The 25,603-nt window shown below is 71.0% G+C and carries 31 protein-coding genes and 1 riboswitch; of the genes, 16 read left to right on the top strand and 15 right to left on the bottom strand.

Going from position 1 to position 25,603, the window contains the following annotated elements; all coding sequences use genetic code 11:
* Nucleotides 1-54 precede the first annotated feature (54 nt).
* From ACIBST_RS15800 to ACIBST_RS15790, 3 genes are all read right to left on the bottom strand, one after another.
* A complete protein-coding gene (locus ACIBST_RS15800) occupies nucleotides 55-624 on the bottom strand; it encodes a DUF421 domain-containing protein (RefSeq protein WP_397172236.1) in 570 nt (189 codons plus the stop codon).
* Nucleotides 621-1,616 (bottom strand): rod shape-determining protein, encoded by a 996-nt coding sequence (locus tag ACIBST_RS15795; protein WP_397172235.1) that lies wholly within the window; start codon nucleotides 1,614-1,616, stop codon nucleotides 621-623. Before ACIBST_RS15795 ends, ACIBST_RS15800 begins: the two co-directional genes overlap by 4 nt.
* Nucleotides 1,617-1,700: 84 nt before the next feature.
* Nucleotides 1,701-2,198, bottom strand: a complete 498-nt coding sequence (locus ACIBST_RS15790; protein WP_397172233.1) for a PadR family transcriptional regulator — start codon at nucleotides 2,196-2,198, stop codon at nucleotides 1,701-1,703.
* Nucleotides 2,199-2,254: 56 nt separating this feature from the next.
* On the opposite strand from ACIBST_RS15790, the gene ACIBST_RS15785 reads away from it, so the two are divergent.
* From ACIBST_RS15785 to ACIBST_RS15770, 4 genes are all read left to right on the top strand, one after another.
* The gene (locus ACIBST_RS15785) at nucleotides 2,255-3,709 is read left to right on the top strand and encodes an MDR family MFS transporter (RefSeq protein WP_397172231.1); all 1,455 of its coding nucleotides are present in this window, start codon (nucleotides 2,255-2,257) and stop codon (nucleotides 3,707-3,709) included.
* A gap of 47 nt (nucleotides 3,710-3,756) precedes the next feature.
* The gene (locus ACIBST_RS15780; RefSeq protein ID WP_352323331.1) at nucleotides 3,757-3,957 is read left to right on the top strand and encodes a DUF5302 domain-containing protein; all 201 of its coding nucleotides are present in this window, start codon (nucleotides 3,757-3,759) and stop codon (nucleotides 3,955-3,957) included.
* Between the two features lie 165 nt (nucleotides 3,958-4,122).
* Nucleotides 4,123-4,257: riboswitch (cyclic di-AMP (ydaO/yuaA leader) on the top strand.
* Nucleotides 4,258-4,432: 175 nt separating this feature from the next.
* Nucleotides 4,433-5,149 (top strand): hypothetical protein, encoded by a 717-nt coding sequence (locus ACIBST_RS15775; protein ID WP_397172229.1) that lies wholly within the window; start codon nucleotides 4,433-4,435, stop codon nucleotides 5,147-5,149.
* Nucleotides 5,150-5,203: 54 nt separating this feature from the next.
* Entirely contained in the window at nucleotides 5,204-6,079 is an 876-nt protein-coding gene (locus tag ACIBST_RS15770; RefSeq protein ID WP_397172228.1) for an alpha/beta fold hydrolase, read from the top strand.
* A gap of 64 nt (nucleotides 6,080-6,143) precedes the next feature.
* On the opposite strand, the gene ACIBST_RS15765 is transcribed toward ACIBST_RS15770, so the two are convergent.
* The 5 genes from ACIBST_RS15765 to ACIBST_RS15745 form a co-directional block, all read right to left on the bottom strand.
* Nucleotides 6,144-6,515, bottom strand: coding sequence for a hypothetical protein (locus ACIBST_RS15765; RefSeq protein WP_352352019.1), 372 nt, complete (start codon nucleotides 6,513-6,515; stop codon nucleotides 6,144-6,146).
* A gap of 26 nt (nucleotides 6,516-6,541) precedes the next feature.
* Nucleotides 6,542-6,913 (bottom strand): roadblock/LC7 domain-containing protein, encoded by a 372-nt coding sequence (locus tag ACIBST_RS15760; RefSeq protein WP_397172226.1) that lies wholly within the window; start codon nucleotides 6,911-6,913, stop codon nucleotides 6,542-6,544.
* 32 nt (nucleotides 6,914-6,945) lie between these two features.
* On the bottom strand, nucleotides 6,946-7,773 hold the full coding sequence (locus tag ACIBST_RS15755; RefSeq protein ID WP_397172224.1) for a DUF4388 domain-containing protein: 828 nt from the start codon (nucleotides 7,771-7,773) through the stop codon (nucleotides 6,946-6,948).
* Nucleotides 7,774-7,776: 3 nt separating this feature from the next.
* Nucleotides 7,777-8,151, bottom strand: a complete 375-nt coding sequence (locus tag ACIBST_RS15750; RefSeq protein ID WP_352352017.1) for a roadblock/LC7 domain-containing protein — start codon at nucleotides 8,149-8,151, stop codon at nucleotides 7,777-7,779.
* Between the two features lie 137 nt (nucleotides 8,152-8,288).
* Nucleotides 8,289-8,639: a helix-turn-helix domain-containing protein gene (locus ACIBST_RS15745; protein WP_357998684.1), complete on the bottom strand. Its 351-nt coding sequence runs from the start codon at nucleotides 8,637-8,639 to the stop codon at nucleotides 8,289-8,291.
* A 54-nt stretch (nucleotides 8,640-8,693) separates the two neighbouring features.
* On the opposite strand from ACIBST_RS15745, the gene ACIBST_RS15740 reads away from it, so the two are divergent.
* Nucleotides 8,694-9,296: an NAD(P)H-binding protein gene (locus ACIBST_RS15740; protein WP_364330010.1), complete on the top strand. Its 603-nt coding sequence runs from the start codon at nucleotides 8,694-8,696 to the stop codon at nucleotides 9,294-9,296.
* On the opposite strand, the gene ACIBST_RS15735 is transcribed toward ACIBST_RS15740, so the two are convergent.
* Nucleotides 9,290-10,507 (bottom strand): DUF4032 domain-containing protein, encoded by a 1,218-nt coding sequence (locus ACIBST_RS15735; RefSeq protein WP_397172221.1) that lies wholly within the window; start codon nucleotides 10,505-10,507, stop codon nucleotides 9,290-9,292. The genes ACIBST_RS15740 and ACIBST_RS15735 overlap by 7 nt on opposite strands.
* Nucleotides 10,508-10,530: 23 nt before the next feature.
* Here ACIBST_RS15735 and ACIBST_RS15730 point away from each other — a divergent pair, with 23 nt between their 5' ends.
* On the top strand, nucleotides 10,531-12,099 hold the full coding sequence (locus tag ACIBST_RS15730; RefSeq protein WP_397172219.1) for a DUF885 domain-containing protein: 1,569 nt from the start codon (nucleotides 10,531-10,533) through the stop codon (nucleotides 12,097-12,099).
* A gap of 63 nt (nucleotides 12,100-12,162) precedes the next feature.
* Here the strand turns inward: ACIBST_RS15730 and ACIBST_RS15725 are convergent, their stop codons facing one another.
* Both ACIBST_RS15725 and ACIBST_RS15720 read right to left on the bottom strand, forming a co-directional pair.
* On the bottom strand, nucleotides 12,163-12,801 hold the full coding sequence (locus ACIBST_RS15725; RefSeq protein ID WP_397172217.1) for a class II aldolase/adducin family protein: 639 nt from the start codon (nucleotides 12,799-12,801) through the stop codon (nucleotides 12,163-12,165).
* Nucleotides 12,802-12,850: 49 nt separating this feature from the next.
* Entirely contained in the window at nucleotides 12,851-13,435 is a 585-nt protein-coding gene (locus tag ACIBST_RS15720; protein ID WP_397172215.1) for a TetR/AcrR family transcriptional regulator, read from the bottom strand.
* 71 nt (nucleotides 13,436-13,506) lie between these two features.
* Between ACIBST_RS15720 and ACIBST_RS15715 the strand changes: the two genes are divergently transcribed.
* Nucleotides 13,507-14,427 carry a carbohydrate kinase family protein gene (locus tag ACIBST_RS15715; RefSeq protein ID WP_397172214.1) on the top strand — a complete coding sequence of 307 codons (921 nt, stop codon included), beginning with the start codon at nucleotides 13,507-13,509 and terminating at the stop codon, nucleotides 14,425-14,427.
* A complete protein-coding gene (locus ACIBST_RS15710) occupies nucleotides 14,424-15,638 on the top strand; it encodes an aminotransferase class III-fold pyridoxal phosphate-dependent enzyme (RefSeq protein ID WP_397172212.1) in 1,215 nt (404 codons plus the stop codon). The genes ACIBST_RS15715 and ACIBST_RS15710 overlap by 4 nt, the downstream gene beginning before the upstream one ends.
* 180 nt (nucleotides 15,639-15,818) lie before the next feature.
* Here ACIBST_RS15710 and ACIBST_RS15705 read toward each other — a convergent pair whose 3' ends face one another.
* Nucleotides 15,819-16,265 carry an NUDIX hydrolase gene (locus ACIBST_RS15705; RefSeq protein ID WP_397172210.1) on the bottom strand — a complete coding sequence of 149 codons (447 nt, stop codon included), beginning with the start codon at nucleotides 16,263-16,265 and terminating at the stop codon, nucleotides 15,819-15,821.
* Between the two features lie 92 nt (nucleotides 16,266-16,357).
* Here ACIBST_RS15705 and ACIBST_RS15700 point away from each other — a divergent pair, with 92 nt between their 5' ends.
* Together ACIBST_RS15700 and ACIBST_RS15695 are read left to right on the top strand one after the other, a co-directional pair.
* Complete coding sequence (locus tag ACIBST_RS15700; protein WP_397172208.1) at nucleotides 16,358-16,900, top strand: RNA polymerase sigma factor; 543 nt, start codon at nucleotides 16,358-16,360, stop codon at nucleotides 16,898-16,900.
* 41 nt (nucleotides 16,901-16,941) lie between these two features.
* Nucleotides 16,942-17,907, top strand: a complete 966-nt coding sequence (locus ACIBST_RS15695) for a hypothetical protein (RefSeq protein ID WP_397172207.1) — start codon at nucleotides 16,942-16,944, stop codon at nucleotides 17,905-17,907.
* A gap of 32 nt (nucleotides 17,908-17,939) precedes the next feature.
* On the opposite strand, the gene ACIBST_RS15690 is transcribed toward ACIBST_RS15695, so the two are convergent.
* On the bottom strand, nucleotides 17,940-19,205 hold the full coding sequence (locus ACIBST_RS15690) for an alkyl sulfatase dimerization domain-containing protein (protein WP_397172205.1): 1,266 nt from the start codon (nucleotides 19,203-19,205) through the stop codon (nucleotides 17,940-17,942).
* A 154-nt stretch (nucleotides 19,206-19,359) separates the two neighbouring features.
* Between ACIBST_RS15690 and ngcE the strand changes: the two genes are divergently transcribed.
* From ngcE to ACIBST_RS15660, 6 genes are all read left to right on the top strand, one after another.
* Nucleotides 19,360-20,805 carry an N-acetylglucosamine/diacetylchitobiose ABC transporter substrate-binding protein gene (gene ngcE, locus ACIBST_RS15685; protein ID WP_397172203.1) on the top strand — a complete coding sequence of 482 codons (1,446 nt, stop codon included), beginning with the start codon at nucleotides 19,360-19,362 and terminating at the stop codon, nucleotides 20,803-20,805.
* A 4-nt stretch (nucleotides 20,806-20,809) separates the two neighbouring features.
* Nucleotides 20,810-21,727, top strand: a complete 918-nt coding sequence (locus tag ACIBST_RS15680; RefSeq protein ID WP_352352001.1) for a sugar ABC transporter permease — start codon at nucleotides 20,810-20,812, stop codon at nucleotides 21,725-21,727.
* Nucleotides 21,727-22,581, top strand: coding sequence for a carbohydrate ABC transporter permease (locus ACIBST_RS15675; protein WP_352326101.1), 855 nt, complete (start codon nucleotides 21,727-21,729; stop codon nucleotides 22,579-22,581). Before ACIBST_RS15680 ends, ACIBST_RS15675 begins: the two co-directional genes overlap by 1 nt.
* 81 nt (nucleotides 22,582-22,662) lie before the next feature.
* Nucleotides 22,663-23,208: a superoxide dismutase family protein gene (locus ACIBST_RS15670; RefSeq protein WP_397172201.1), complete on the top strand. Its 546-nt coding sequence runs from the start codon at nucleotides 22,663-22,665 to the stop codon at nucleotides 23,206-23,208.
* An 84-nt stretch (nucleotides 23,209-23,292) separates the two neighbouring features.
* Nucleotides 23,293-24,363 (top strand): low temperature requirement protein A, encoded by a 1,071-nt coding sequence (locus ACIBST_RS15665; protein ID WP_397172199.1) that lies wholly within the window; start codon nucleotides 23,293-23,295, stop codon nucleotides 24,361-24,363.
* A gap of 8 nt (nucleotides 24,364-24,371) precedes the next feature.
* A complete protein-coding gene (locus tag ACIBST_RS15660) occupies nucleotides 24,372-24,698 on the top strand; it encodes a nuclear transport factor 2 family protein (RefSeq protein ID WP_397172198.1) in 327 nt (108 codons plus the stop codon).
* Here the strand turns inward: ACIBST_RS15660 and ACIBST_RS15655 are convergent.
* A complete protein-coding gene (locus ACIBST_RS15655) occupies nucleotides 24,691-25,056 on the bottom strand; it encodes a hypothetical protein (RefSeq protein ID WP_397172197.1) in 366 nt (121 codons plus the stop codon). The two genes, ACIBST_RS15660 and ACIBST_RS15655, sit on opposite strands and share 8 nt — an antisense overlap.
* Entirely contained in the window at nucleotides 25,053-25,601 is a 549-nt protein-coding gene (locus tag ACIBST_RS15650) for a MarR family winged helix-turn-helix transcriptional regulator (protein ID WP_397172196.1), read from the bottom strand. The genes ACIBST_RS15655 and ACIBST_RS15650 overlap by 4 nt, the downstream gene beginning before the upstream one ends.
* Nucleotides 25,602-25,603 lie beyond the last annotated feature (2 nt).

The following is a 25,603-nucleotide window of genomic DNA, read 5'->3' as shown; positions in this document are numbered from 1 at the left end:
GGGATTAACGCAATATTAATGGCCGATTTCAAAATGCCGTCCGGCCGCGCATTCTCAGGAGGGGCCGGTTCTCAGCTCGTCCAGCTTGCGTTCTATGCGGTCGAGGCGCCGGCACAGGTCCTCCAGGTCGCCGCGTTCGGCTTCCTCCTCCTCGGGGCGCAGGCGGACCAGGAGCGAGCCGCCGGGCTCCAGGCGCACCAGGTCGGTGTCGCTGACGCTCTCGGCCCCCCGGAGCTGGAGCATCACGTTGAGGTCGGCCTGCCGGACGCCCATCCGGCGCAGCGCCGAGGGGATGAAGTGCCCGTCGCGGGCCAGGACGACCGGCGTGCCCTCGAACACCCTGCCGACCGAGGGCACGGTCGCCGCCAGCCGCACCACGACCGAGTTGACCGCCACCAGGATCACCACGCCCACCAGGCCGCCGACCAGCGAGTTGTCCGGGCCGATGATCGCGTTCTGCACGACGTTGCTCATCAGCAGCATGACCACGAAGTCGAAGTTGTTGAGCTGCGCGATGCCGCGCTTGCCGGCGATGCGGAGCAGCACGGCGATCGTCACGTAGACGGCGATCGTCCTGACGGTCTTGTCGGCGACGGAGACCCCCAGGTCGAACAGGTCGCTCACCGGCGCCTCAGCTTGGCGATCAGCCCCAGGTCCTCCACGCAGCGTCCGAGCCCCAGGGCCACCGAGTCGCCGGGCCGCTCCGCGCGCCGCACCGGCATGGACAGCCCCTCCTCCAGCCGCCGGCGCAGGCCGGGCAGCAGCGCGCCGCCGCCGACCAGCACCATGCCGCGCTCGCCCAGGTCGGCGGTCAGCTCGGGCGGGCAGCGTTCCATGGTGTGCTCGGCGGCCCGCACGATGTGCTCGACCGACTGGACGGCCGCCTCGCGGACGCGCGCCGCGGGCAGCGCCACCGCGCGCTCCTCGCCGGTGCCGGCGTCCCGGCCGCGGATCAGCACGTTCCCCGTCGGCTCCCGCGTCGCGCGCAGCTTGGCCGACTCGGCCTCGCGCTCGTCGGCCAGCAGGCCGTGCTCGTCCTCGACCAGGCGGGCGACGGCCCGGGTCACGGCGCTCCCGCCGCCGCGCACGGTTCCGGCGGCGACCACAGCCCCGCAGGAGAGCACGGCGACCCTGGCGGCGTCCCGGCCGATGTCGACGACCATGTGCCCGGAGCCGTCGCGCACCGGCAGGCCCGCGCCGAGCGCGGCCGCGATGGCGTGCTTGACCAGCAGGATCCCGCGGGCCTCCGCCTCGAAGCCGGCGTCGCGCAGCGCCACCCGCTCGATCGGGGTGAACTCGTCGGGCACGGCCATCACCAGGCGCGGCCGGGGGAAGGGGTGCCGGTGCACCTTGCGCAGGAAGTGCCTGATCATGCGCCGGGCGAGCTCGCCGTCCTGGGGCAGGCCGTCGCTGATCGGCCAGTACGCCTCGCCGTCCGCGCCGGCGGGGCCGTCCGCGCCGTTCACGGCCTCGGCGCCGAAGGCGAGGACCTTGCCCGTCTGCCTGTCGCGCAGGACGACCGACGGCTCGTCCAGCACGATGCCCCTGCCCTTGGCGTAGATCCTCGTGCCGGCCGCGCCGAGGTCGATCGCCAGGTCACGACCCAGGAGGCTCATCGCCGTACTGGGAGGTTGAGCATCATGCCTGGGTGTATATCCGGCGCTTCTCCAACGCAACACCAGGAACCGCAGAGTTCCGTTTTACCCTTCGCGCCGCAGTGCGGCCAGGGTCTCGTCGGCCCACTCGATGCCGGAGCGCGCCTGGTGCAGGCCGAGGGAGAGCGCGTACCTGCCGAACAGCCCACCGGGTTGGCAGTCGAGCACCGCGAGACGGGCCTGGAAGTGGCCCTTGATGCGCTCGACGACGGCGACGGCCTGCTCGGTGTCGAGCAGGGCCAGCAGGAACGCCTGGAGGGCGGTCTCGCTGCGCACGGTCGCCGACGGGTCGTGGCCGACCAGCCACTCGGTGACCAGCGCGCGGCCCTCGGCGGTGACGGCGTAGATCTTGCGGCCCCTGGCGCCCTCGTGCTCGACGGTCACCAGGCCGTCGGCGGCCATCTTGACCAGCTCCGGATAGATCTGCGTGTGCCCCGCCTGCCAGACGTGGTTGAGCGAGTGCTCGAACTTCTTGGCCAGGTCGTAGCCGCTGGCCGGGCCTTTGGTGGCGAGCAGGCCGAGGAGCGCGATCCGCAGGGACATGTCCGCCAGCATAGCGAAGGCTTGACATGTCAGCGCTTACATATCAATCTTCACCTGTGACTAATGACATGAAGGCCAAGGGGAACGGCCTGGTGCTGCTGGCGGTGCTCGGCGGCATGTTCCTGGCGATGCTCGACCAGACGATCGTCGGCACCGCGCTGCCCCGCATCACCGGCGAACTGGGCGGCACCCGGCTCTACACCTGGGTGGTCACGGCGTATCTGCTCACCTCCACTGTGACCGTGCCGCTGTACGGCCGGCTCTCCGACCAGCACGGCAGGAAGCCGCTGCTGCTCGTCGGGATGTCGGTGTTCGTCGTCGGATCGGCGTTGTGCGGGCTCGCCCAGGACATGACCCAGCTCATCGCCTTCCGCGCCGTGCAGGGGCTGGGCGCGGGCGCGCTGCTGCCGCTGTCGCTGGCCCTGGTGATGGAGATGTTCCCGCCCGGACGCAACGGCGCCCGCGTGCAGGGCGCACTCGGCGGCGTGATGGCTTTGACGTACCTGGCCGGGCCCTTCCTGGGCGGGTTGTTCACCGACCACGCGAGCTGGCGGTGGGCGTTCTACGTGAACGTGCCGCTCGGGATCGTGCTGATCGCGATCGTGGTGCTGCGGCTGCCGTTCCGTCCGGGCACCGGCGGCGAAGGCCGGCCGGACTACGCGGGCATCGCCGTGTTCAGCGTGGCCATCAGCGCCCTGCTGCTCGGCCTGACCGAGAAGGGCCTGGACGGCAACGCCTGGACGTCCCCGCCCGTGGCCGGGCCGATCCTGCTGGCGCTGGTCCTGCTGGCCGCGTTCGTGCTGGTCGAACTGCGGGCGGCGAACCCGGTCATGCCGATGCACCTGTTCCGGGACCGCACGTACACGCTGGTCAACGCGACCTCCTTCGTCACCGCCTTCTGCATGTACGCCGGCGTGGTGTTCCTGCCGCGCTACTTCCAGCAGGCGCTGGGCGTCAGCGCCACCGAGTCCGGGCTGAGGATCTACCCGATGACGCTGGCCATGGTGGCGGGCAGCGCGCTCATGGGCACGCTGATGTCCAGGACGCGCACGTACAAGCCGTGGCTGGTCGGGGCGCCGTTCCTGCTGGCGGCCGGCAGCCTGCTGTGCCTGAACCTCACCGTGCGCACCGACGGCCTGCTGCTGGCCGGGTGGATGGCGCTGCTCGGGCTCGGCATGGGGCCGATGCTGTCGGGGCTGACCGTGGCCGTGCAGCAGGCCGTCGCGCCGCGGTACATCGGCACGGCCTCGGCCAACCTCACCTTCTTCCGGCAGATCGGCGGCTCGGTGGCGCTGGCGCTGGCCGGCACCGCGTACACGTCGGTCATCACCACGGACGCGCCGGTCCACGGGCTCGCGGCCGCGCACGCCTCGGCGGCGGCCGTGGTCATCCCGTCGCTGGGCGTGGCGGGCGCGGTGATCGCCCTGGTCGCGCTGGTCATGATGCCCGGCAGGCGGCTGGAGCAGGCGCCCGCGGCGGAAAGCAGAGTGGAGGCCGGTTTCGCGTCGTAAGCGACGTCGTGCGAAGCTGTGGATGTCCCCAGAACCAGGAGGTCCTCATGGCGGAAACACCGGAGCCGGAAGTCAGCGAGACTCCCGAGGACGAGATGAAGCGCAAGTTCCGCGAGGCGTTGGAACGCAAGCGCGGGCAGCAGGCCGACTCGGCCGCGGGTGGCAGGGGCGTCGACCCGTCGAAGATCCACGGGGCGCACGGTCCGGCAGCGAGTAAAAGATCCTTCAGGCGCAAGAGCGGCGGCTGAAAGGCCCGTTTTAGCAGGGGGTACGGCATGCCGTGCCCCCTTTCTCTTTACCGCGATAGGTAGATCTTTACCCGGTTCATGACGATTCGTTTGTATTTGTCCGAATCTCTGGGTACGGTCTTAACCAATTACCAGCTGGTGGCGTAGTCCCTACCAGGAGAGGGGCGACAGCTGGCGCCGAATCCCGACTCGTCGGGAACCGGGGACCCATCTCATTGGGGTGAATCCGGCCACGTGCCGGTAGGGCATCTCCACGCCCGAACCCGTCAGCTAACCCGGTAGGCGAGATGGAGAGGACTTCACGCATGTACCACCTCGTCGTACCCCCGGACAGTGTAGTGACGACCGCCTGCTGAGCGGTCTCTTCCCTGACTTCCCCCACGCGCCGCGTAACCACCTCTTCGGCGCTCTGCCCGGTTACGCACCGTAGTCACGCGCGTTCCCCCTGTCCCCTCGCGAAGGACTTCACTGCTTCATGTCTCGATTTGGCCTGCGCTCTCTCGCCCTGTTGTCCGTGTCCGCCATGGGCGCGCTGACGATCTCCGCCACCGGCGCCCACGCCGACACCGGCGACGACCAGAAGATCCTGCTCAAGGGTTCCACGAAGGCCTCCTACTTCTGGGACGACTCCTCCGGCCGGGCCGGCGACACCGGCCTCCCCGCCAGCGGCAAGCCCATGCAGAAGGGCCTGGCCGCCAGCCCGAGCTGGCCCCTCATGACCGAGGGCTACGTGACCTACAACGGCAAGAAGATGCCGTTCTTCGTGGGCGACCGCGGCCCCGGCGAGCCCTCCAGCCGTGGCGTCATGCTCGACCTCGACGCCAAGACCTTCGCCGAGCTGACCGGCGGCACCTTCAACCCCGACACGCTCGGCGTGGACGGCAACGGCGGCCGGGGCCACATCAAGATCGACTACGTCATCACCAAGTGGGGCGACGGCAAGGGCAAGAAGAACTACCCCGTGGCCTTCTCCAGCGGCGCGTGGAGCAGGTTCGACGCCAACCCCGCCGAGCCCCCCAAGGTGCTGGCCGACGAGCCCGCCGACAACGCCGAGGACGCGGCCGGTTCGGCCGGCGGCCAGGTCGGGAAGACCGTCGCGATGGGCGGCACCGTGATGGCCGGCGTGCTGGTGCTGGCCGGCGGCGGCGTGGTGCTCGGCGGCGAGCGCCTGCGCAAGCTCCTCAACGACTGATCTGCGGACAGACCGCTCTTTACGCCTCGCGACCAGAATGACATTCTGGTCGCTGTGATCCAGCGCGCAGCCGCCAACGGCATCGAGATCGCCTACGAGAGCTTCGGCTCACCCGCGGGCAGGCCCCTCCTGCTCATCATGGGACTCGGCGCCCAGCTCATCCACTGGGACGACGAGTTCTGCGAACTCCTGGCCGAGCAGGGGCACCACGTCGTCAGGTTCGACAACCGCGACGCGGGCCTGTCCACCCATCTCCACGACGAGGGCGTGCCCGCATGGGGCGCGCCCTCGCCGTACGTGCTGGACGACCTGGCCGACGACAGCGCCGGGCTCATGGACGTCCTGGGCCTGCCCGCCGCGCACGTCGTCGGCGCCTCGATGGGCGGGATGATCGCCCAGGCGCTGGCCATCCGGCACCCCGCCCGGGTGCTGAGCCTGACCTCGATCATGTCCACGCCCAGCCCGCAGGCGGCCCCGCCGACCGAGGCGGCCGCCGCGGTGCTCTTCGCCAAGCCCGCGACCGACCGCGAGGGGGTCGTCGCCGGCGCGCTGACGACCTGGGCCGTGCTCGGGTCCCCCGGCTGGGAGCTGGACCGCGAACGCGTCACCAGGCTGGCCGGGCTCGCCTTCGACCGCTGCCACGACCCGGCCGGCACGGCCCGCCAGCTCGCCGCCATCATGGCCTCGGGCGACCGCACGTCCGCGCTGGGCGGGCTGACGGTGCCCGCGCTGGTCATCCACGGCGAGGACGACCAGCTCGTGCCGCTCGCCGGCGGGCGGGCCACGGCCGCCGCCATCCCGGGCGCCCGCCTGGTCACCTACCCGGGCATGGGCCACGACCTGCCCCGCGCCCTCTGGCCCGCGATCGTCGCCGAGATCACCGCCCACACCGGCTCGGCGGCGCCTGCGCGGCCGCAGCCCGCCACCTGACCCCGCCGCGTGACCCGCCGCCGGACCCCGCCGTCCCGACCCGCCGTGAACCGTGGGACGGCGCTCAGAGCTCCAGTTTCTCCTCGATGACCTTGAGCATGTGCCGGGCCAGGGCCAGGTTGGCCCGGTTGCGGTCGAGGGCCAGGTACAGGAACAGGCCCTTGCCGCTGCGGCCGGTCAGCGGCCGGATGATGTGGTACTGGGCGGTCAGCGTGATCAGGATGTCCTCGATGCCGTCCTTGAGGCCCAGCGAGTCCATCGTGCGCAGTTTGGCCTTGATGACCTCGGTGTTGCCCGCCGCCGCGACCTGCAGGTCCAGCTCCTTCGAGCCGCCGAGCGTGCCGAGCGCCATGCCGCTGCCGTGGTCGACGATCGCCGCGCCGATCGTGCCGTCGATGCTCATCATCTCTTTGAGGGAGACGTCCATGCCTGCCATGCTTTCCTCCGCTTCGGTGGGGATGGTCAGTGTTTGCGTGCCACGGCGGCCACGGCGGCCGCCGTCTTCCTGCCCTCCAGCCGGAGGAGCCCGACGTTGGCGCCGGGTCCCGCCAGAACCGTGAGGACGATCGTGGGGCCCGCGGCGTAGAAGGCCACGAACCCGGCGGTGCCGGACACGAGGGTCTCCTCGAACGTCCCGCGGCCCGCCATGGTCAGCATCCGGCCGCTCATCGCGAGCAGCGCCGCCGACAGCGCCGCCACCTGCTCGCCGGTGTCTCCTTGCAGGTCGCAGGCGATCCGCAGGCCGTCGACGGTGCACGCGACGCTGCCGGTGACGTCCGGCGTGCGGCCGCGCAGGAGCTCCATCTCTGCCAGGACCTCTTGCCGTAGCTCCACGGGTGGCCTCCTCCCGCGTCGTGAGGGGAACCTCACGGCATCTCCTCCAGCGCCTTCTTCAGCCGCAGCAGCAGCGTCAGATCGGTCGGGTCGCCCGTCGGCACCGGCCCGGCGGCCGCCCCCGCCCGCCCGTTCCCGGCGGGAACGGGCACCGGGCCCGGCACCCGCCTGGGCAGCGCGTCCCCGTCGTCCGGACGGCGTTGCGCGGGCCGCCCCGGGTCCGGCGGGACGAGGAGGCCGGCGGCGGCCAGCCTCCTGACGGCCAGCAGCACCGCGTATCCCGACCGGCCCAGGTGCCGGGCCAGCTCCAGCGGGGTCGCCTTGTGGTCGGCCCGTACGACGACCTCCCACTGCACCTGGCTGAGCGCAACCCCGTGCCCGGGAAGGCGCGGCACCGGCCGCACGGGCTGGGTGTCCACCTCCGGCGAGGGCCAGATGTCGGCCAGCTGCTCCCGGCGGCGGGCCGACTCCCGCACCAGCTCCTCGACGTCGAAGAACCACTGGCCGCCCAGCCAGTGCTCCTCCCCGGGCCGGAACTTCGGCCGCACGCCGGTCACCGGCAGCAGGAAGAAGGCGGCGTCCTGGACCACGCCGAGCACGGCGTACTGGAGCTCGGCCAGGGTGACCGGGCCCTCCTGGAGCAGCCGGGCGCGGCCGCCGTCGGCCTGCAGGGCGCGCAGGGCCGACTCCGGCACCCGTCCCCTGGCCGCGAACAGCCGCTCGACGCCCGGCGTCTGGGCGCACTCCATGTACGTCACGCGCCCGTCCGACAGGTAGATCGTGCCGTTCCTGCCCAGGCGGAGCGCCCCCGTCGCGCGTTCGCGGGCGAGTCCGGCGAGGAGTGAGTCGAGCGCGGCCATGGCTCAGGTGGTCAGCAGGTCGGAGATGGCCCGCAGGCGGTAACGGGCCAGGGCCAGGTTCGACCGTTCCGGGTCGAGCCGGACGTAGATGACCAGCGGCCCCTCGAAGACCGTCTCCAGCAGCCGGAGCAGGTGGTGCCCCCGGTCGGTGGTGACGAGCATGTCGTCGATGCGCACGATCTCGCCGGGGCACGTCCGGGTCAGCCCGTCGGTGGTGGCGCGCAGCGCCTCGGTCAGCGCCGCGGCGGACCTGTCGGCGTCCACGCCGGACGCGCTGCTGAAGGCGACCGCCATGCCGCTCGTGCCGTCGACCAGCATGGCGTCGAGCGCGCCCGGTATCGACATGACCTCCGCCAGGCAGGTGTCCACTCCCAGCACCGCAAGCCTCCCTCCGTCGTGGGACGGGGAAAGCGTAGGGGGCCACAAGAGATCAGAAGGCGCGCGATTTACCGAGGGATACGTTTTTATACGGCCAGGACGAAGAAAAGCATCACTCGTGCGGAAATATGATCAATTCACGAGGTTTTTTCACGATGGCGGAGAATTTCGTGCACGTTGTCCTCGGCCCACCGCGCGACCACCGAGATCGGCGCGTGCAGCGAGCGGCCGAGGTCGGTCAGCGCGTACTCCACCCGCGGCGGCACCTCGGCGAAGACCTCGCGGGTGATCAGCCCGTCCAGTTCCATGGCCCGCAGCGTCTGCGTGAGCACCTTCGGCGTGACCCCGCCGATCCGCCCGCGGAGCACGGTGAAGCGCATCGGCCCGTCGCTGAGGCTGAGCAGCACCAGCACCGACCACTTGTCGCCGATCCGGTCGAGGACCAGCCGAGTCGGGCAGTTCGGGTCGAAGGCATCACCGGTATCCATAAGGTACTTATAGCACGATGAAGTAACCAGTATCCATTGGATACTGTGCTTCTCATGAAGATCCTCGTGTTCGGCGCGACCGGAATGATCGGTCAGCGCATCGTCACCGAACTCACCGGCCGCGGCCACGACGTCACCGGTGTCAGCCGCCGCGGTCCCGTCAAGGGCGACGTCCACGACGCCGCCACGCTCGCCGAGGGCTACGACGCCGTCGTCTGCGCCATCGCCCCGCCACGCGACGGCACCGAGCCCGAGCCGCCGTTCCTGGCCGCCAACCGCGCCCTCATCGACGGCCTGCGCGCCGCCGGGGTGAGCCGGGTGCTGGTCGTGGGCGGCGCGGGCAGCCTCAAGGCCGGCCCGGACGTCGACCTGGTCGACACGCCCGGCTTCCCGGAGATCTACAAGAAGGAGGCCAGGGCCGCGCGGGCCGCGCTCGGGCTCTACCGGGAGGTGACCGACCTGGACTGGACCTACGTCTCGCCGGCCGCCGAGATCGCGCCCGGCGAGCGCACCGGCGTCTACCGGATCGGCCGCGACGACCTGCTCAGCGACGCCGACGGCCGCAGCTTCATCACCGCCGAGGACTACGCGGTGGCGATCGCCGACGAGCTGGAGGAGCACGCCCACCCGCGCACCCGCATCACGGTCGCCTACTGATCGTCCTCGTCCGGGTCGTCGGGCAGCAGCGCCTTCTCGTCGGGCTTGTGCACCAGCACGTTGTCCACGTACGACTTCACCGCCGTGGCCAGCCCGACGTCGCCGCCCGCCGCCTCCGACAGGTACCAGCGGTGGTCGAGAATCTCGTGGAAGAGCTGCGCGGGCTCCAGCTTGCCGCGCAGCGCGGCGGGGATGTCGTCGACCGTCGGGTGGAACACCTCGGCGAGCCAGCGGTGGGCGACGATGGCCTCGTCCTCGTGGCGCAGGCCCTTGGCGACCCGGTAGCCGTCCAGGTCGTTGAGCAGCCGCCGGGCCTGGTTCTCCTCCACGTCGAGCCCGGTCAGCCTGATCAGCCGGCGCTGGTGGTGGCCCGCGTCCACCACCTTCGGCCGGACGATCAGGCGGCCGGTGCCGACCTTGCGCCGCACCATCATCTCGGCGACGTCGAAGCCGAGCAGGTTCAGGCGGCGGATGCGCTGCTCCACGCGGTGCCAGTCGACCTCGTCGATGATCTCGCTGTCGGTGATCTCGGCCCACAGGCGGTGGTAGCGGGTGACGATGTCCTCGGCGGTCTCCATGGGGTCGATCGACGGGTGCAGCAGCCCGCCGGCCTCCAGGTCGAGCATCTCGCCGAAGATGTTGGTGTGGGCCACGTCGATGTCGGTCAGCCGCTGGCCCTCGCTGATCATCGGGTGCATCTCGCCGGTCTCGGCGTCCACGAGGTAGGCCGCGAAGGCGCCGGCGTCCCGGCGGAAGAGCGTGTTGGACAGCGAGCAGTCGCCCCAGTAGAAGCCGTTCAGGTGCAGGCGCACCAGCAGCACGGCGAGCGCGTCGAGCAGGCGGGTGAGCGTGTCGGGGCGCAGGGTGCCGGACATCACGGCGCGGTAGGGGAGCGAGAACTGCAGGTGCCGGGTGATCAGCGCGGCGTCCAGGCCCTCGTCGCGGCCGGTCACGTACGCCACGGGCTCGACGGCCGGGGCGTCCAGCCTGGCCAGGTCCCACAGGAGCTGGTACTCGCGCCTGGCGTACCGCTCGCTGATCTCCTTGATCGCGTAGACCTTGCCGGAGAGCCGGGCGAACCGCACGACGTGGCGGGAGATGCCGCGCGGCAGATCGACCAGATGATGCTTGGGCCAGTCGGCCAGCGGGACGTCCCAGGGGAGCCGGATGAGGTCGGGGTCGCCTAGCGCGCCAGTGATCTGCAGGGGCATGAACGTCAGGATATGGTGCGTAGGTGGACGAGTTTCTCAACTGGTACTTTTCCGACCGTCCCGTCGTCGCCAGCCAATTGGGAGCCGACGGCTACGACCACACCCTCGGCGATTTCACCGCCTCCGCCTGGGAGAACAGAGCCCGGGAAGAGAGCCGCTGGATCGACCGCCTCTCCGACGCCCCGGCCGGCTCGCTCGACGACGCCATCGACAGAGACCTGGTCCTGTCCCAGCTGAGGGGCTCGGTCGCGCTCGAATCCTGGCCCGAGTGGCGGCGCAACCCGGGCCTGTACCTCTCGGCCGTCTTCGGGTCGCTGTTCAACGCCTTCCAGCAGCGGCTCAAGCCGGAGCCCGAACTGGTCGCCGCCGCGATCTCCCGCCTGGCCGAGGTGCCCGGCGTGCTGGCCGCCTGCCAGGCCAACCTGGACCCCGACCTCGCCGCGCCGCTGCTGGTCACGCGCGGGCTCAACCAGGCCCGTACCGGCCGCAACTTCCTCACCCGCACGCTCCCCGCGATGGTCGGCGACGAGACGCTGCGCGCCCGGCTGGCCGAGGCCGCCGGACCCGCCGCCGACGCGTTCGACGCGCTGGTGTCCTTCCTCGAAGGCTTCCGGTGCGGCGGCACCTGGCGGATGGGGGAGAAGCTCTACTCCACCCTGCTGCGCGAGCGCGAGATGCTCACCTACGGCGCCGCCGAGCTGCACCAGAAGGGCAGGGCCGCCTGGGCCGACCTGGACGCCCGGATGCGCCGGGTCGCCCTCGGCATGACCGGCGCCGAGGACTGGCGGGCCGCGATGGAGTCCCTCATGGACGACCACCCGCCCACCCTGGCCGACATGCGGGCCGAGTACGAGGCCGAGACCCGGCGGGCCCGCGAGTTCGTCCGCGAGCGCGGGCTGGTCACCTTCCCCGAGGGGGAGGAGTGCGAGGTCCTGCCCTCGGCCGAGTACGCCCGCCCGGTGCTGTACGTCGCCCACTACCTGGCGCCGCCGCCGCTCAGCAGCTCGCGCACGGGCATCTTCTTCGTCCCCTACACCCCCGACGACTTCACCGAGGAGCAGGTACGCCAGCGCCTGCGCACCAACGCGCGCGCCCAGATGCCCTCGATCGCCGTGCACGAGGCCTATCCCGGGCACCACTGGCACCTGTCGTACATGGCGGACAACCCGCGTACCGTCCGCAAGGTCTTCAGGACGCCGTACTTCACCGAGGGCTGGGCCCTGTACGTCGAGAAGGTGCTGCACGAGCAGGGCTACTTCGACACCCCCGCCACCGAGCTGGCCCACCTGGACTTCCGCCTCTTCCGCGCCGCCCGGATCATCGTCGACACCGCGCTGCACTGCGAGGACATGTCGATCGAGGAGGCCGAGACGTTCATGGCCACCAAGGCGTCGCTGTCGCCCGGCACCGCCAAGGGCGAGGTGAACCGCTACTGCGCCTGGCCGACGCAGGCGCCGTCGTACCTGACGGGGGCCATCGAGATCGACCGCATCCGCGAGTCGTTCACCGGGTCGCTGCGCGAGTTCCACGACCGGATCGCCGGCTCCGGCGGCCTGCCGCTGGGCCTGGCCGAAGAGGCCGCCCTGGCCTGACCGGCCCCTTTGGCGCCCCCCTGACCCGAGCGCTCCGCGCCGCTCTGACCGTTCCGCGCCGGCCTAGGCCGGCCGGCGCGGGAAGGCCGGCGGGTTGGCCGCGCGGTCCACGACGGCGGCGAGCTGCTCGTCGGTCAGCACCGCCGGCCTGCCCACGGCCAGCCCGCGCACGTAGACCTCGCACAGCCACTCCAGCAGGCGGGTGGCCTCGAACGCCTGCTCCATCGTCGCCCCGATGGTCACCCCGCCGTGGTTGGCCATCAGGGCGGCCTGCTTGCCCTCCAGCGCCGCCCGCACGTTGGCGGCCAGCTCCGGCGTGCCGTAGGTGGCGTACTCGGCCACCTTGACCACGCCGCCCAGCAGCAGCGCGTTGTAGTGGACCGGCGGCAGCTCGGTCATCGTCGTGGCCACGACCGTCCCGAACACCGAGTGCGTGTGCACGATCGCCTGAGTGCCCGTGGCCTGGTAGACGGCCAGGTGCATGGGGGTCTCCGACGACGGCTGGAGCTCGCCCTCGACCAGGTGGCCGGCCAGGTCGACGATCGGGCACGCCTCCGGGGTCAGCCGGTCGAGCGCCACCCCGGACGGGGTGACCGCCACCTGGTCGCCCTGACGCACGCTCAGGTTGCCCGAGGTGCCGATGACCAGGCCGAGCTCGACGGCGCGCCTGCCGTACTCGCACAACTGCTCGCGGAGGCTCATGGGTGGGCACAGTAGTCGGTCGTCCGAAATACTTCCAGTGCCTCCCTTGTCAGAGGCGGTCGAGCGCCTGGAGCATGAGCCGTTCGAGGTCGACGCGGGTGAGCCGGCCCGGGTAGAGGAGCAGGTGCAGGCTGAGGCCGTCGACCAGGGCGAGCAGGTGCTCGGCGAGGTCGTCGAGGCTGCCGTCGGTGCTCAGCTCGCCGGCCGCGCGGGCCTGGCCCAGCAGCTCCCGTACGGCGGCGCGCAGCTCGTCGGCCTCGGCGCGCTGGACCTCCGCCAGCCGTTCCGAGGCCAGGCTGCGGCTCCAGAAGCTGACCTCCAGCCGGCTCTCCTGGGTGCGCTCGGCGTCCAGCGGCAGGTTGTCCAGCAGCACCTCGCGCAGGGCGGCCAGGCCCGTGACGCCCTCGACCTTGCGCGTCAGCCGCTCCCTGATGCGCTGGTGCGACTGGCTCAGCGCCGACAGCAGGATCTCGTCCTTGTCGGCGAAGTAGTGCGCGAGCACGCCGTTGGAGTAGCCGGCCTCCTTGGCGATGGCCCTGGTGGTGGCGGCGTCGATGCCGTCCCTGACGATCACCCTGCGGGCCGCCGACAGGACCTCGGCCCTGCGCTCATCGTGATCGACGATCTTCGGCATCGGGATCCCCCTCTTCTCGCGGCGACTCCCACCATATTGACTTTTTATTCGGACGTCTGTCTATTTAGTCCATGACCGTCGCCACTGTCGGCGTGCACATCGTCGACATCCTCGCCAGGCCCGTCGAGCGCATCCCCGAGGGCCAGGACACCGTACTCGTCGAGCAGATCCGCCTCACCGCCGCCGGCGCCGCCGCCGGAACGGCCGTGGACCTGGTCAAACTCGGCAACGAGGTGATCACCATGGGCGCGATCGGGGACGACGAGCTCGGCGACTTCCTGGTGGCCGTCCTCGCCAAGCGCGGCGTGGACGCCTCCCGCCTGGTCCGCAGGGCCGGCGAGCAGACCGCCGCCTCGATCCTGCCCATCCGCCCCGACGGCGGCCGGCCCAGCTTCCACGTGCCCGGCGCCAACCTCGGCGTCACCCTCGCCGACCTGGACCCCGACGTGCTGCGCCGCGCCCGGGCGATCCACCTGGGCGGCATGGACGTCACCTTCGGCCTGGGCGACCCCGCCTTCTTCGCCCTCCTGGACGAGGTGCGCGCGGCCGGCACGATCGTCACCATGGACCTGCTGTCGGAGCTGCCCGACCTGCTGGCGATGGCCCGCGCGTTCCTGCCCCACGTGGACTACGTGCTGCCCAACGAGTCGCAGGCGCTGCTCATGACCGGCGACCCCGACGTGGCCACCGCCGCCGCCACCCTGCTCGCCGACGGCCCCAAGGGCGTCCTCGTCACCCTCGGCGCGGCCGGCAGCCTCGTGCTGACCTCCGGCGGCGAGCCCGAGCGGGTGCCGGCGCTGGAGACGGAGGTCGCCGACACGACCGGGTGCGGCGACGCGTACTGCGCCGGCTTCCTGACCGGCCTGCTGCACGGCCGCGACGTGCCGGAGGCCGCCCGCTGGGGCACCGCCGCCGCGGCCCGCGTGGCCACCGGGCTCGGCTCCGACGCCGGCCTCACCGACCTCGAATCCACCCTAAGGACTCTCGCATGACTGACGCCGAACTCCGCGAACGCGCGCTGAAGGTCGTCCCCGGCGGCATGTACGGGCACCTCAACGCGGCCATCTTCGCCCCCGGCTACCCCCAGTTCTTCCAGCGCGGCGAGGGCTGCCGCCAGTGGGACGTGGACGGGCGCGAGTACATCGACCTCATGTGCAGCTGGGGACCGGTCGTGCTCGGGCACCGGCACCCGCGCGTCGAGGAGGCCGCCGCCCGCCAGCTCGCGCTCGGCGACTGCCTCAACGGCCCGGGACCGATCATGGTGGAGCTGGCCGAGCTGCTGGTCGACACCGTGCCGAGCGCCGACTGGGCGATGTTCTCCAAGAACGGCACCGACGCCACCACCCAGGCGCTCATGGTCGCCCGCGCCGCCACCGGGCGCACGAAGGTGCTGATGGCGCACGGCGCGTACCACGGCGCCGACCCCTGGTGCACGCCCTCGACCGCCGGCACCACCCCGAACGAGCGCGCCGACCTGGTCGAGTTCACCTACAACTCGCTGGAGTCCCTGGAGGCCGCCGCCGCCACCGTCGAGGGCGACGTCGCGGCGATCATCTGCACCCCCTTCAAGCACGACTCCTTCGAGGACCAGGAGCTGGTCGAACCCGCCTTCGCGCGCGGCGCCCGCGCCCTGGCCGACCGCATCGGGGCGGCCCTGGTGATCGACGACGTGCGGGCCGGGTTCCGGATCGACCTGCGCGGGTCGTGGGAGCCGTACGGGGTGCGCCCCGACCTGACCGCCTGGTCCAAGGCCATGGCCAACGGCTACCCGATCGCCGCCGTCACCGGCACCGACGCCCTGCGCGGCGCCGCCCAGACCCTCTACACGACCGGCTCCTTCTGGTTCTCGGCCGTGGCGATGGCCGCCGCCAAGGCCACCATCGAGACCCTGCGCGACACGGACGGCATCGCCGCCATGGAACGCGCCGGCGCCCAGCTCAGGGAGGGCCTGTACGCCCAGGCCAAGTCCCACGGGTTCGTCGTGAACCAGACCGGCCCGGTGACCATCCCGTGGCTCAGCTTCGACGGCGACGCCGACCTGTCCACGGCCCTGTACTGGAGCGACGCCTGCCTGCGGCACGGGGTGTACCTGCACCCGTGGCACAACTGGTTCATGTCGGCGGCCCTGACGGAGGAGGACGTGGCCCGCGCCCTGGAAGCCACCGACCAAGCCTTCACCGAAACCCGCACCCACTTCGCCTGACCCATCCCCGGTCCCCGCCTGCCGTCGGCCCGCCCGTTGCCTTGGTCACCGGGCGGGCCTGTCGGCGCTTGAGGCAGGCCCTGCCTGTCGGCCGGTCACGAGCACGATTCGGACGTCCGACGCTCATGGCGGCGGGCGCTCAGCATCTCCGAGTGTGTTCGAGCAGGCTCGGCAGGTCGATCACCTCGTGGCCTGGACGGGCGGCGGCGTGACCGCGTAGAGCCCGTCGCGCGAGCCCGAGGCCGGGACGGCCAGTACGAGGGCGGTCGCCGGGAACAGCGGGGACGGCAGCCCGTCGTACGGGAACCACTGCCACGAGCGGAAGACGTGCGGCTCGGTGACCGTCGGAGCGGCGGCGCCCCGGAGCATGGTGACCGCCGCCGTCACCCGTACGGCTCCCTCCGGGTGGTCCAGGGCCACGCCGGTGACGACCGGCGGCCCGGCGTCGCGGATGCCGGTCTCCTCGGCCAGCTCGCGGACGGCCGCCGACTCGAAGGTCTCGCCGGGCTCCACCGCCCCGCCGGGCAGGCACCACGACAGGGGCTCGCCCGCCTTCACCCGCTCGCCGAGCAGGACGCGCCCGTCCGGATCCGTGAGCAGCACGCCGACGCCTACGATGCGATTCACCGTCAAAACCGACTCCTCCCGCCAAGAGCTGTAATGCTGCCAAAAATCCGGACATGGGGTGAGTGTTGTTGATGCTCACGTAAGGAGACCGGATGGGAGCCGATCCCGAGAGCCGGTTCGAGGAGATCTATGCATTCTCCTACAGACCCCTGCTCGGCTACGCGCTGCGCCGCTGCCCCGACCCGGACGACGCGGCCGACGTCGTGGCCGAGACGTTCATGATCGCCTGGCGGCGCATCGAGGAGGTGCCGAGCGGGGAGGAGGCCCGGCTCTGGCTGTACGGCGTGGCCAGGAAGGTGCTGGCCAACCACCGGCGCGGCGAGCGCCGCCACGAGCGGCGCACCGAGGCGTTACGCGCGGAACTGGCCGCCGCGCCCGTGGTCGCCGGGCCGTCCGTCGAGGACCTCTCGCCGCTGGCCCGGGCGTTCACGACGCTCTCCGACGACGACCGGGAGCTGCTCGCCCTGGTCGCCTGGGAGAAGCTGGACACCGGCCAGATCGCCACCGCCCTCGGCATCACCCGCAACGCCGTACGGGTCCGCCTGTACCGGGCCCGCCGGCGCTTCGCACGCCGCCTGGCCGAGGCCGGGATCGAGCGCACACAGTCCGTCGCCCTCGAAGGGAGCCCGCTGTGAACAGTCCGGAGCGCGCTGGTGGGCGCGGCAAGGAGTCCGTTGTGAACGCCGCCGGTCCCGCGCGCAGGCGCGGCGAGGAGCTCGTTGTGAACATCGCCGATCTCGCCCGGGTGCGCGACGAGGAGCTGGCGGGCGTGCCCGCCGGGCAGGCGTCCGGCGCGGGGGCGCGGGCGCTCATGCAGTCGGTCACGTCCGAGCCGGTCACGTCCGAACAGATCGGCGCCGAGGAGCGGGCGTCCGTCGTGCGCCTGCGCCGCAGGGGGCCGCGCAAGCTTTTCCTGCTGGGGGCGGTGGCGGCCGGGCTGGCCGCCGTGCTCGCCGTCACGCTGCCGTTCTTCGGCCCGGTCACCGAGTACGCCAACGCCGCCGTCACCGTCAAGACCGGCGACGACTTCGTCGACGTCGTCATCACCGACCCCGAGGCGGAGGCGGCCGCCTACACCGAGGCGTTCCGGGCCGTCGGCCTGGACGCCACGGTGAAGAAGATCCCGGTCGCGCCCGAGTACGCGGGCATGCTGTTCGGCCCCGCCACCCCCGGCAGCTTCCCGCCGGGAACCGGCGTGACCGTTCGCAGCGTCGACAGTTGCCCGTCGGCCTGGTGCGGCACGATCTCCATGCCGACCGGGTACCGGGGCAAGCTCATCATCGGGATCGGCCGCCCGGCCCAGCCCGGCGAACGGTACGCCGCCGGCGCGCCGAGCACGGTCGGCGTGTCCGCCGACGGCGTGGCGGGCGTCAAGCTCGTGGGCAAGTCCGTCTCGGACGCCAGGGCCGAGCTGTCGCGGCGCGGCCTCAAGATCGAGTACGTGGTGATGTGGACGAAGCCCGACGGCAGCGGCAGCGGTTACGAAGTGGCCGCGGAGCACGTCGAGGACGACTGGATCGTGGAAAGCGCGATCAAGGTCGCGTCCGACACGGTTGAGGTGAGCGTCGTGGCGCCCGCCGACGTCCCCAAGGACTCCCTTCCGCGGGCCGACCGGCCGCAGGACAGCTGGACCCGCCCCTGAGTCGCGAACCCCGGCACCGGCCCCGCGGGCGCCTAAGCGCCTTCGGCGGGTGCCGGGGTTTCCCCGTCCGCGCGGGCCGATGATTCCGCGGCGGCCCAGGTGAAAATGCCCTTTGCCATGAGTGACTGTTCGCCAGCCGCTCGGGCGGCGAAAACCTGGGCCCTGACCCGGTGTACTCCCGGGTCGTCAGGAGCGGCCAGCGCGGCCATTTCCGCGAGATGTCCGGCGAGCCGCTCGTCGCCCTCGGAAAGGGCTTCGAGCGCCGCGTCGGCGAGCGCGTGCGGCCCACCCGCGAGTTCCGCCACGGATTTGGCCAGCACCGCCTCGGAGGCCGGTTTGAGATTGGCCGGATTGCCGTCGTACCAGCCGCCGTAAAGGCGCCAGAGATTGCGTACGACGAATTCCGGCTCGTCATAGCGGGCTCGCAGATAGGGCCGGTCGGAATGGCGCTCGGAAGGTTTCACCGAATGCACGATCTCGTCGAGCCGGGCGCCTGCGTTGAGCAGGTCGAGCGTCTGGGTGATGATCGACTCCAGCCATTCGGCCGTCTCCAGCAGCGCCTGCCGGACGCGGTCGGCGCCGAAGACGGGCGCGCCGTGGCTGGGCAGCATGATCTCGGCGTCGAGGGCCGCCATCCGGCGCAGCGCGTGCACCCACTCGCGCGGGTAACGCTGCACCTTCTGGGGGTTGCCGCAGTTGGGCGTGACCCAGATGAACAGGTCGCCGGGCAGCAGCAGCCGGTGCTCGCGCACGTAGCCGACGGTGGCGTCGTCGGTCTCGCCCTTGGCGTGCAGCAGGTCGAAGGTCAGCCCGCCGCGCCGTACGGTCAGCGCGTCGCTGTAGGTGACGTCGGGCCGCCGGTAGTCGGCGGGCCAGCGGAGGCGGGTGTTCTGGAACTGCCGCTGGTTGATCACCGTGTTGTAACCATTTGTCAGCACGTAGCGGTCGAACCGATCGACCACCGCCTGATGGGCGTAGACGGTGGCCCGAGGGCCCGACTCCTCGAACGGTCCGGTGCCGAAGACGTGGTCGATGTGCCCGTGGGAGTAGAACGCGGTGGTCAGCGGCGCCCGGGACCAGCGGCGGACGTCCTCGTGCAGGCGGGCGGCGCCCCACGGGCCGCCGGTGTCGAAGAGCAGCAGCTCGCCCTCGGTCTCGAAGGCGACGGCGTTGCCGAACCCCGGCCACCAGCCCACGCCTTCCGTCACGGTCTGGACGCCCTTGCCCTCCATGCCGGTGTCCACGATGCTGTCGTCAGACTCGCCGCGCCACACCCGGTCCGCGTACTCGATAATCATGTGACCCACCCTGCTTCTAGAACGAGGTTCTAGGCAAGGGATCACGGCAAGGTCACGTCTCGATTGCGCCCCCTTGACGCGTGTCGGCGGGCGTTCGTACGTTCGGGCAAACGTTTAGGAAACTTTCCTAACTGAATCCTCTTCGGGAGCCCCCATGACCCACCCGGGCGAGATCACTCGGCGTCAGCTGCTCCGCCGCATCGGCCTGACCGCGCTCGTGGCCGGGCCCGGCGCGAGCCTGCTGAGCGCCTGCGCGACCAGCGGCGGCGGCGATCAGCCCTCGGCGGCGCCCGCCACGTCGATCGCGGCGTCGGCGGACCCCAAGAACCCCTTCGGCGTCGACGTCAAGAAGCCGCTCGAAGTGGTCATCTTCAGCGGCGGCTACGGCGACTCCTACGCCAAGGACCTGCACGAAGAGCTGTACAAGAAGGCCCACGCCGGCGTCACGGTCAAGCACACCGCCACCCAGCAGATCGGCACCCAGCTTCGCCCGCGCATCGTCGGCAACGACATGCCCGACGTGATCAACAACTCCGGCCCCGAGGCGCTCGACCTGGCCGCGCTGGCCGCCGAGGGCCACCTGGCCGACCTGACCCCGCTCTACGACGCGCCCTCCTTCGACGACCCGTCCAAGAAGGTCCGCGACACGATCACGCCCCTCGTGCTGCAGAACGGCAAGCTCGACGGCAAGGACCTGGTGCTCAACTACACCGTCTCCCACCGGGCGCTGTGGTACAACGCCAAGCTGTTCGCCGCCAAGGGCTGGAGCGTGCCGAAGACCTGGGCCGAGTTCACCGCGCTCGGCGAGACGGCCAAGAAGGAAGGCATCGCGCTCTTCGCCTACCCCGGCAAGAAGGGCCCGTACTACCAGCTCTGGAACGTCCTCTACACGGCCGCCAAGATCGGCGGCAACCAGGTCATCATCGACATCGACAACCTCGTCGACAACGCCTGGAAGAGCGAGGCGGTCAAGCAGGCGGTCACCGCCTGGCTGGACGTCCAGCAGAAGTACGGCGACAAGGCGTACTTGGGCCTCGACCACACCCAGACCCAGGTCAAGCAGCTGCAGAACAAGGTGCTGTTCTACCCGTGCGGCTCCTGGCTCGAGAACGAGATGACCAAGGACATCCCGCTCGACTTCGAGTACGCCCTGGCCCCCATCCCCGACGTCACCGCCTCCGACAAGATGCCGTACGGCGCGATCCAGGTCGGCGTGGGCGAGAACTTCGTCGTCGCGGCGAAGGGCAAGAACCCGCAGGGCGGCCTGGAGTACCTGCGGATCATGCTGTCGAAGGAGGGCGCGGCGGGCTTCACCAAGAAGACCAACAACCTCACGGTGGTGACCGGCGCCGCCGACAGCTCCGAGTTCCCGCCCGGCCTGGTCAGCGCCGCCAAGGCGCAGGAGGCGGCCGGCGAGAACATCATCACCGACGCCCGGTTCGAGGGCTGGTACAAGGAGCTGTTCGACTACGGCTGGGAGCAGACCAACGTCCTGATGTCCGGCCGCATCACCCCCGACGAGTTCTGCGAGCGCATGCAGAAGAAGGCCGACGACGTCAAGAAGGACGACTCCGTCACCAAGCAGACGCGGAGCGCCTGAGCACATGGAGCGGTTGCGCAAGTACGGATTCGTCATCGGGTTCCTGGCCGTCCCGGTCACGCTTTACACGGTCTTCGTGATCAGCCCATATGTGCAGGCTTTCCAGCTCTCGCTGACGAGCTGGAACGGCGTCAGCTCGGTCGTCCGATACGTGGGGCTGGACAATTTCGGCCGGTTGTTCGAGGACGACAATTTCTGGCAGGCCCTGCGCAATCACGGAATTCTCCTGCTGGTGCTGCCGCTCCTGACGATCGTCATCGCCTTGTTCCTGTCGTTCCTGCTGAATCTCGGCGGCGGCACCCGCGGCGCGGGAATGCGCGGGGTGTGGGGGTCGAATTTCTACCGGGTGGTGTTCTTCTTCCCCCAGGTTCTCGCCGTGGCCGTGGTCGGCGTGCTGTTCCAGGCCATCTACCGTCCCGACGAGGACGGTGTGATCAACGGCACGCTGGCCAGGCTCGGGCTGTCCGAGCCGATCGGCTGGCTCACCGAGCCGGGCCTCGCGCTCTGGTCGATCATCGCGGTGATGGTCTGGCAGGCGGTCGGCTTCTACGTGGTGCTGTTCTCCGCGGGCATGGCCGCCATCCCCAAGGACTACTTCGAGGCCGCCTCGATCGACGGGGCCGGCCGCGTGCGGCTGTTCTTCTCCATCACGCTGCCGCTGCTGCGCGACACCCTCCAGGTCGGCTGGATCTACCTGGGGATCGCCGCCTTCGACGGCTTCGCGCTGATCCAGGTGCTGGCGGGCGACCGGGGCGAGCCCGACGGAGCCACCACCATCCTGCCCATCACCATCTACAAGACCGCCTTCGACTACCACAAGGTCGGCTACGCCTCGGCGATGGGCGTCGTGCTGTTCTTCCTGACCGTGACGTTCGCCGTGCTGACGCTCCGCACGACCAGGCGTGAAAGGGTTGAGCTCTGATGGCTTCGCGTGGAGCGGGCAGGCCGCGGCCCGGCGTGCTGAGCGGGCTCTCCCATGTCGCCCTGGCCGTCTGGGCGCTGCTGATCATCCTGCCGCTGCTCTGGACGTTCCTGGCCTCGTTCAAGAGCAACACCGAGATCTTCGGCGACCCGCTCCAGCTCCCGGGGGCGCTGCGGCTGGACGCCTGGGGCCGGGCCTGGGACAAGGCGCACGTCGGGCAGTACATGCTCAACACGGTCATCGTCGTGTTCTTCGGCACGGCGGGCACGATGCTGTTCGGCTCGATGGCGGCGTACGTGCTGGCCCGCTACAAGTTCCTCGGCGGCAAGCTGATCTACTACTACTTCGTCGCCGGGCTCGCCTTCCCCATCTTCCTGGCGCTCGGGCCGCTGTTCTTCGTCGTCAAGCAGTTCGGGCTGCTCGACTCGCACATCGGCCTGATCATCGTCTACATCGCGTACTCGCTGCCCTTCACGATCTTCTTCCTGGCCGCGTTCTTCCGCACCCTGCCCGAGGCGGTCGCCGAGGCGGCGCTGATCGACGGCGCCTCGCACACCAGGACGTTCTTCCAGATCATGGTGCCGATGGCCAAGCCCGGCCTGGTCAGCATCACGATCTTCAACGTGCTGGGGCAGTGGAACCAGTACCTGCTGCCCCTGGCGCTCATGGGCGGCGCGCCGGACAAGTGGCCGCTCACGCTCGGCATCGCCAGGATCTCCACCAGGGCCGGCTACGAGGCGGACTGGCCGGGCCTGTTCGCCGCGCTGAGCATGACGATCCTGCCGGTGATGGTGGTCTACATCATCTTCCAGCGGCAGATCCAGTCGGGGCTCAGCTCGGGGGCGCTGAAGTGAGTTTCGCCGAACACGGCGTGTAGCCGTACGGCTACTCGTTAGAGTGAGGGGCCTTCCGCCAGCATACCCGGGGGGTCCCTCATGCGCGTGCCCGCACTCCTGCTCGTCCTGTTCACGGCCGCCGCCTGCGCCGGGCCGCCGGCGCCGCTCCAGGAGGTCACCAAGCCGAGCCCGCCGGGCGTGCCGGAGCTGAGCGGCGGCGGCGAGTTCACCTCCGACGACACCGCGGCGATCGCCTACGACCGCCGCCTGGCCCCCGAGGGCGCGCAGGCCAGCCTCACGGCCGAGTCCACCGGCGGCACGACCCGCACCTCGCTGGTGGTGGAGGGCTTCCTGCCCCGCCACCACTACGGCGCCCACCTGCACACCGCGCCCTGCGGCGCCGACCCCGACGACGCGGGCGGTCACTACCAGCACAATCCCGGCCACGCCGACCCGGCCAGCGAGATCTGGCTCGACGTCACCACCGACGGGTCGGGCGCGGGCCGTTCGACGGCCCGCCATCCCTGGAGCCTCGACCCCGCCGCCCTGCCGAAGTCGCTGGTCATCCACGCCAAGGCCACGAAGAAGAGCGGCGCCCACGCGGGCGAGGCGGGTCCCCGGGTGGCCTGCCTGACGCTGCACTAGCCGAAAGGCGTGCATAATTACACAATTACATATTGTGGAGGTCCCGCGTTGACTAGCCGCCAGTGGCAGCCGCCCCGTTTACGGTTGTTCGAGCAGGTGCACCGCCGGGCCACCTGGCTGGAGCTACTCTACGACCTCGTCTTCGTCGTCGCGGTCGCCGAGCTGGCCGACGTGCTCGCCGGCGGGGCCGACGCCGGCCGCGTCCTCACCTTCGTCGGCCTGTTCGTGCCGGTCTGGTGGTCCTGGGCGGGTTACGTCTTCTATGCCAACCGGTTCGACACCGACGACGTCAGCCACCGCCTGCTCGCGCTGCCGCAGATCCTCGCGGTGGCCACGATGGCGGCCAGCGTCAGCGACATCGAGCAGCGCTCGGCCCTGTTCGCGATCTCCTACGCCGCGGCCCGGATCCTGCTGGTCGTCGCCTACCTCAGAGCCGGCCGGCACGTCCCCGAGGCCAGGCCGCTCACCGTACGGTACGCGGCCGGGTTCAGCCTCGCCGCGGTCATCTGGCTGGCCTCCCTCGCCGTCGATCCGCCGCAGCGGTACGCCTTGTGGGCCGTGGCGCTGGTGATCGACCTGGCCACCCCGCTGCTCAGCCGGGGCCACCAGAGCCGGCTCCCGCCGCAGAGCGAGCACCTGCCGGAGCGGTTCGGGCTGTTCGTCGTGATCGTGCTCGGCGAGGTGGTCGCCGCCGTGGTCACCGGGCTCAAGGGGCACGAGGTCACCCCGTCCGTGCTGCTGGTCGCGCTGGCCGGGGTGGCCATCGCGATGGCCTTCTGGTGGCTGTACTTCGACCACGTCGACGAGTCCGTCGTGCTGCGCACCAAGCTGGCCGGGCAGGTGTGGGTGTACTCGCACCTGCCGCTGTCGATGGGCCTGGTGGCGTTCGGCATCGGGATCGAGCACGCGATCATGCACCCGTCGGGGGCGAGCTGGGCCGTCGGGGTGCCGGCCGCCGTGGTCTTCGCCGTGCTCGGCCTTCAGCACCTGTGCTCGGCCGACCGCCGGGCGGGGGCCGTCCGGCTGGCCGCCGCCGTGCTCGCCCTCGCCTCCTCCGCGCTGCCCGTCGCGGCGGCGCTCCCGCTCCTGCTGTCGTACGGCGCCGCGCAGGTGGGTTACGACCTGCTGCGCCCCTCCCCGGAAGGCACATCGTGACCCAGAAAATGACCCAGGACGTGTTCGACCGCCAGCTCGCCGCCATCGCCGACGGCGACCTTGAGGCGCTGCTCGCCCAGTACCACGACGAGGCGATGGTCGTCCGGTTCGACCGGGCGGCCAGGGGCGCCGCCGAGATCCGCGAGCTGTTCACCGCCTACCTGGCGGCCGGGCCGCGGGTGGAGGAGATCACATCGCTGCGCGTCGAGGACGACGTGATCTTCTACAACGCGGTCATGACCGTGGGCGGGAACCGGGTCACGACGTTCGGGACGCTGGTCGTCAGGGACGGCAGGATCTGGCGCCAGACCGCCGCCGCCCTGCCGCTCACCTGATCGCCGCCGCCATCGGCTGCCAGGGCGCGGCGTCGAAGATCAACATGATGGTCCGGATCCTGCCGTCCGGGCCCAGCCGGAAGTGCTCGGCCGTGCGCTGGGTGCCGGCCGGCGTGGCGGTGTGCAGGTCGTAGACGAGGGTCGCCTCCGACTCGCCGTACAGCTCGCTGATCAGGTCGACGCCGGTCACCACGCTCACCAGGGCCTCGATGCCGGCCAGGTGACCGGCGGCGTCGGAGGAGGAGACGAACGGGCTCCTGAAGGAGAAGCCCTCGCCGATCAGCGCCGCCGCCGCCGGCACGTCGCCCCGGAGCCTGGCCTCGTGGTAGGCCCTGACCACCTCACGGGTGCTGCTCATCGTCCCTCCAGGTGCGCCGAGAGCCGCTGCTGGTTGCCGGCCAGGCGCAGGCACAGGTGCCGCAGCGCGGTCAGCTCGGCGGCCGAGAAGCCCTGGAACATCGCGGCCATCGCCATCCGGGACGGCGTGCGGAACGCCTCGATCCACGCCCGGCCCTCGTCGGTGATCACGGCCAGCACCGAGCGCCGGTCGCGGCTGTCCTGGACCCGCCGGGCCAGGCCGTCGCGCTCCAGGGTGTCCACCAGGCCGGTCACGTTGCGCGAGCTGACCCCGGCGGCCTGGGCCAGGTCGCCGATGCTGATGCCGTCGCCGGCGCCCGCCGCGCCGAGGCGCAGCAGGACGTCCATCGCGCCCGAGCTGAGCCCGCGGCCCTCGCTGCCGTGCGCCCGCATGCGCTCGACCGCCTGGTACGCCGTCCGCACGGCGGCCGCCGCCTCGAAGGCCGCGGTGTCGCCGCCGCCGACGAACTCGCTCATGGCCGCCCTGGCCCGCGGGTCGAAGAGTGAGCCGTCCGGCTCCTGGTCAAATTTATGTACGTCCTTCACAA

The sequence above is a fragment of the Nonomuraea sp. NPDC049684 genome (assembly GCF_044465345.1).
GTDB lineage: Bacteria > Actinomycetota > Actinomycetes > Streptosporangiales > Streptosporangiaceae > Nonomuraea.
Note: the sequence above shows the minus strand (reverse complement) of the source record. Positions and strands in the feature narration are given on the sequence as shown.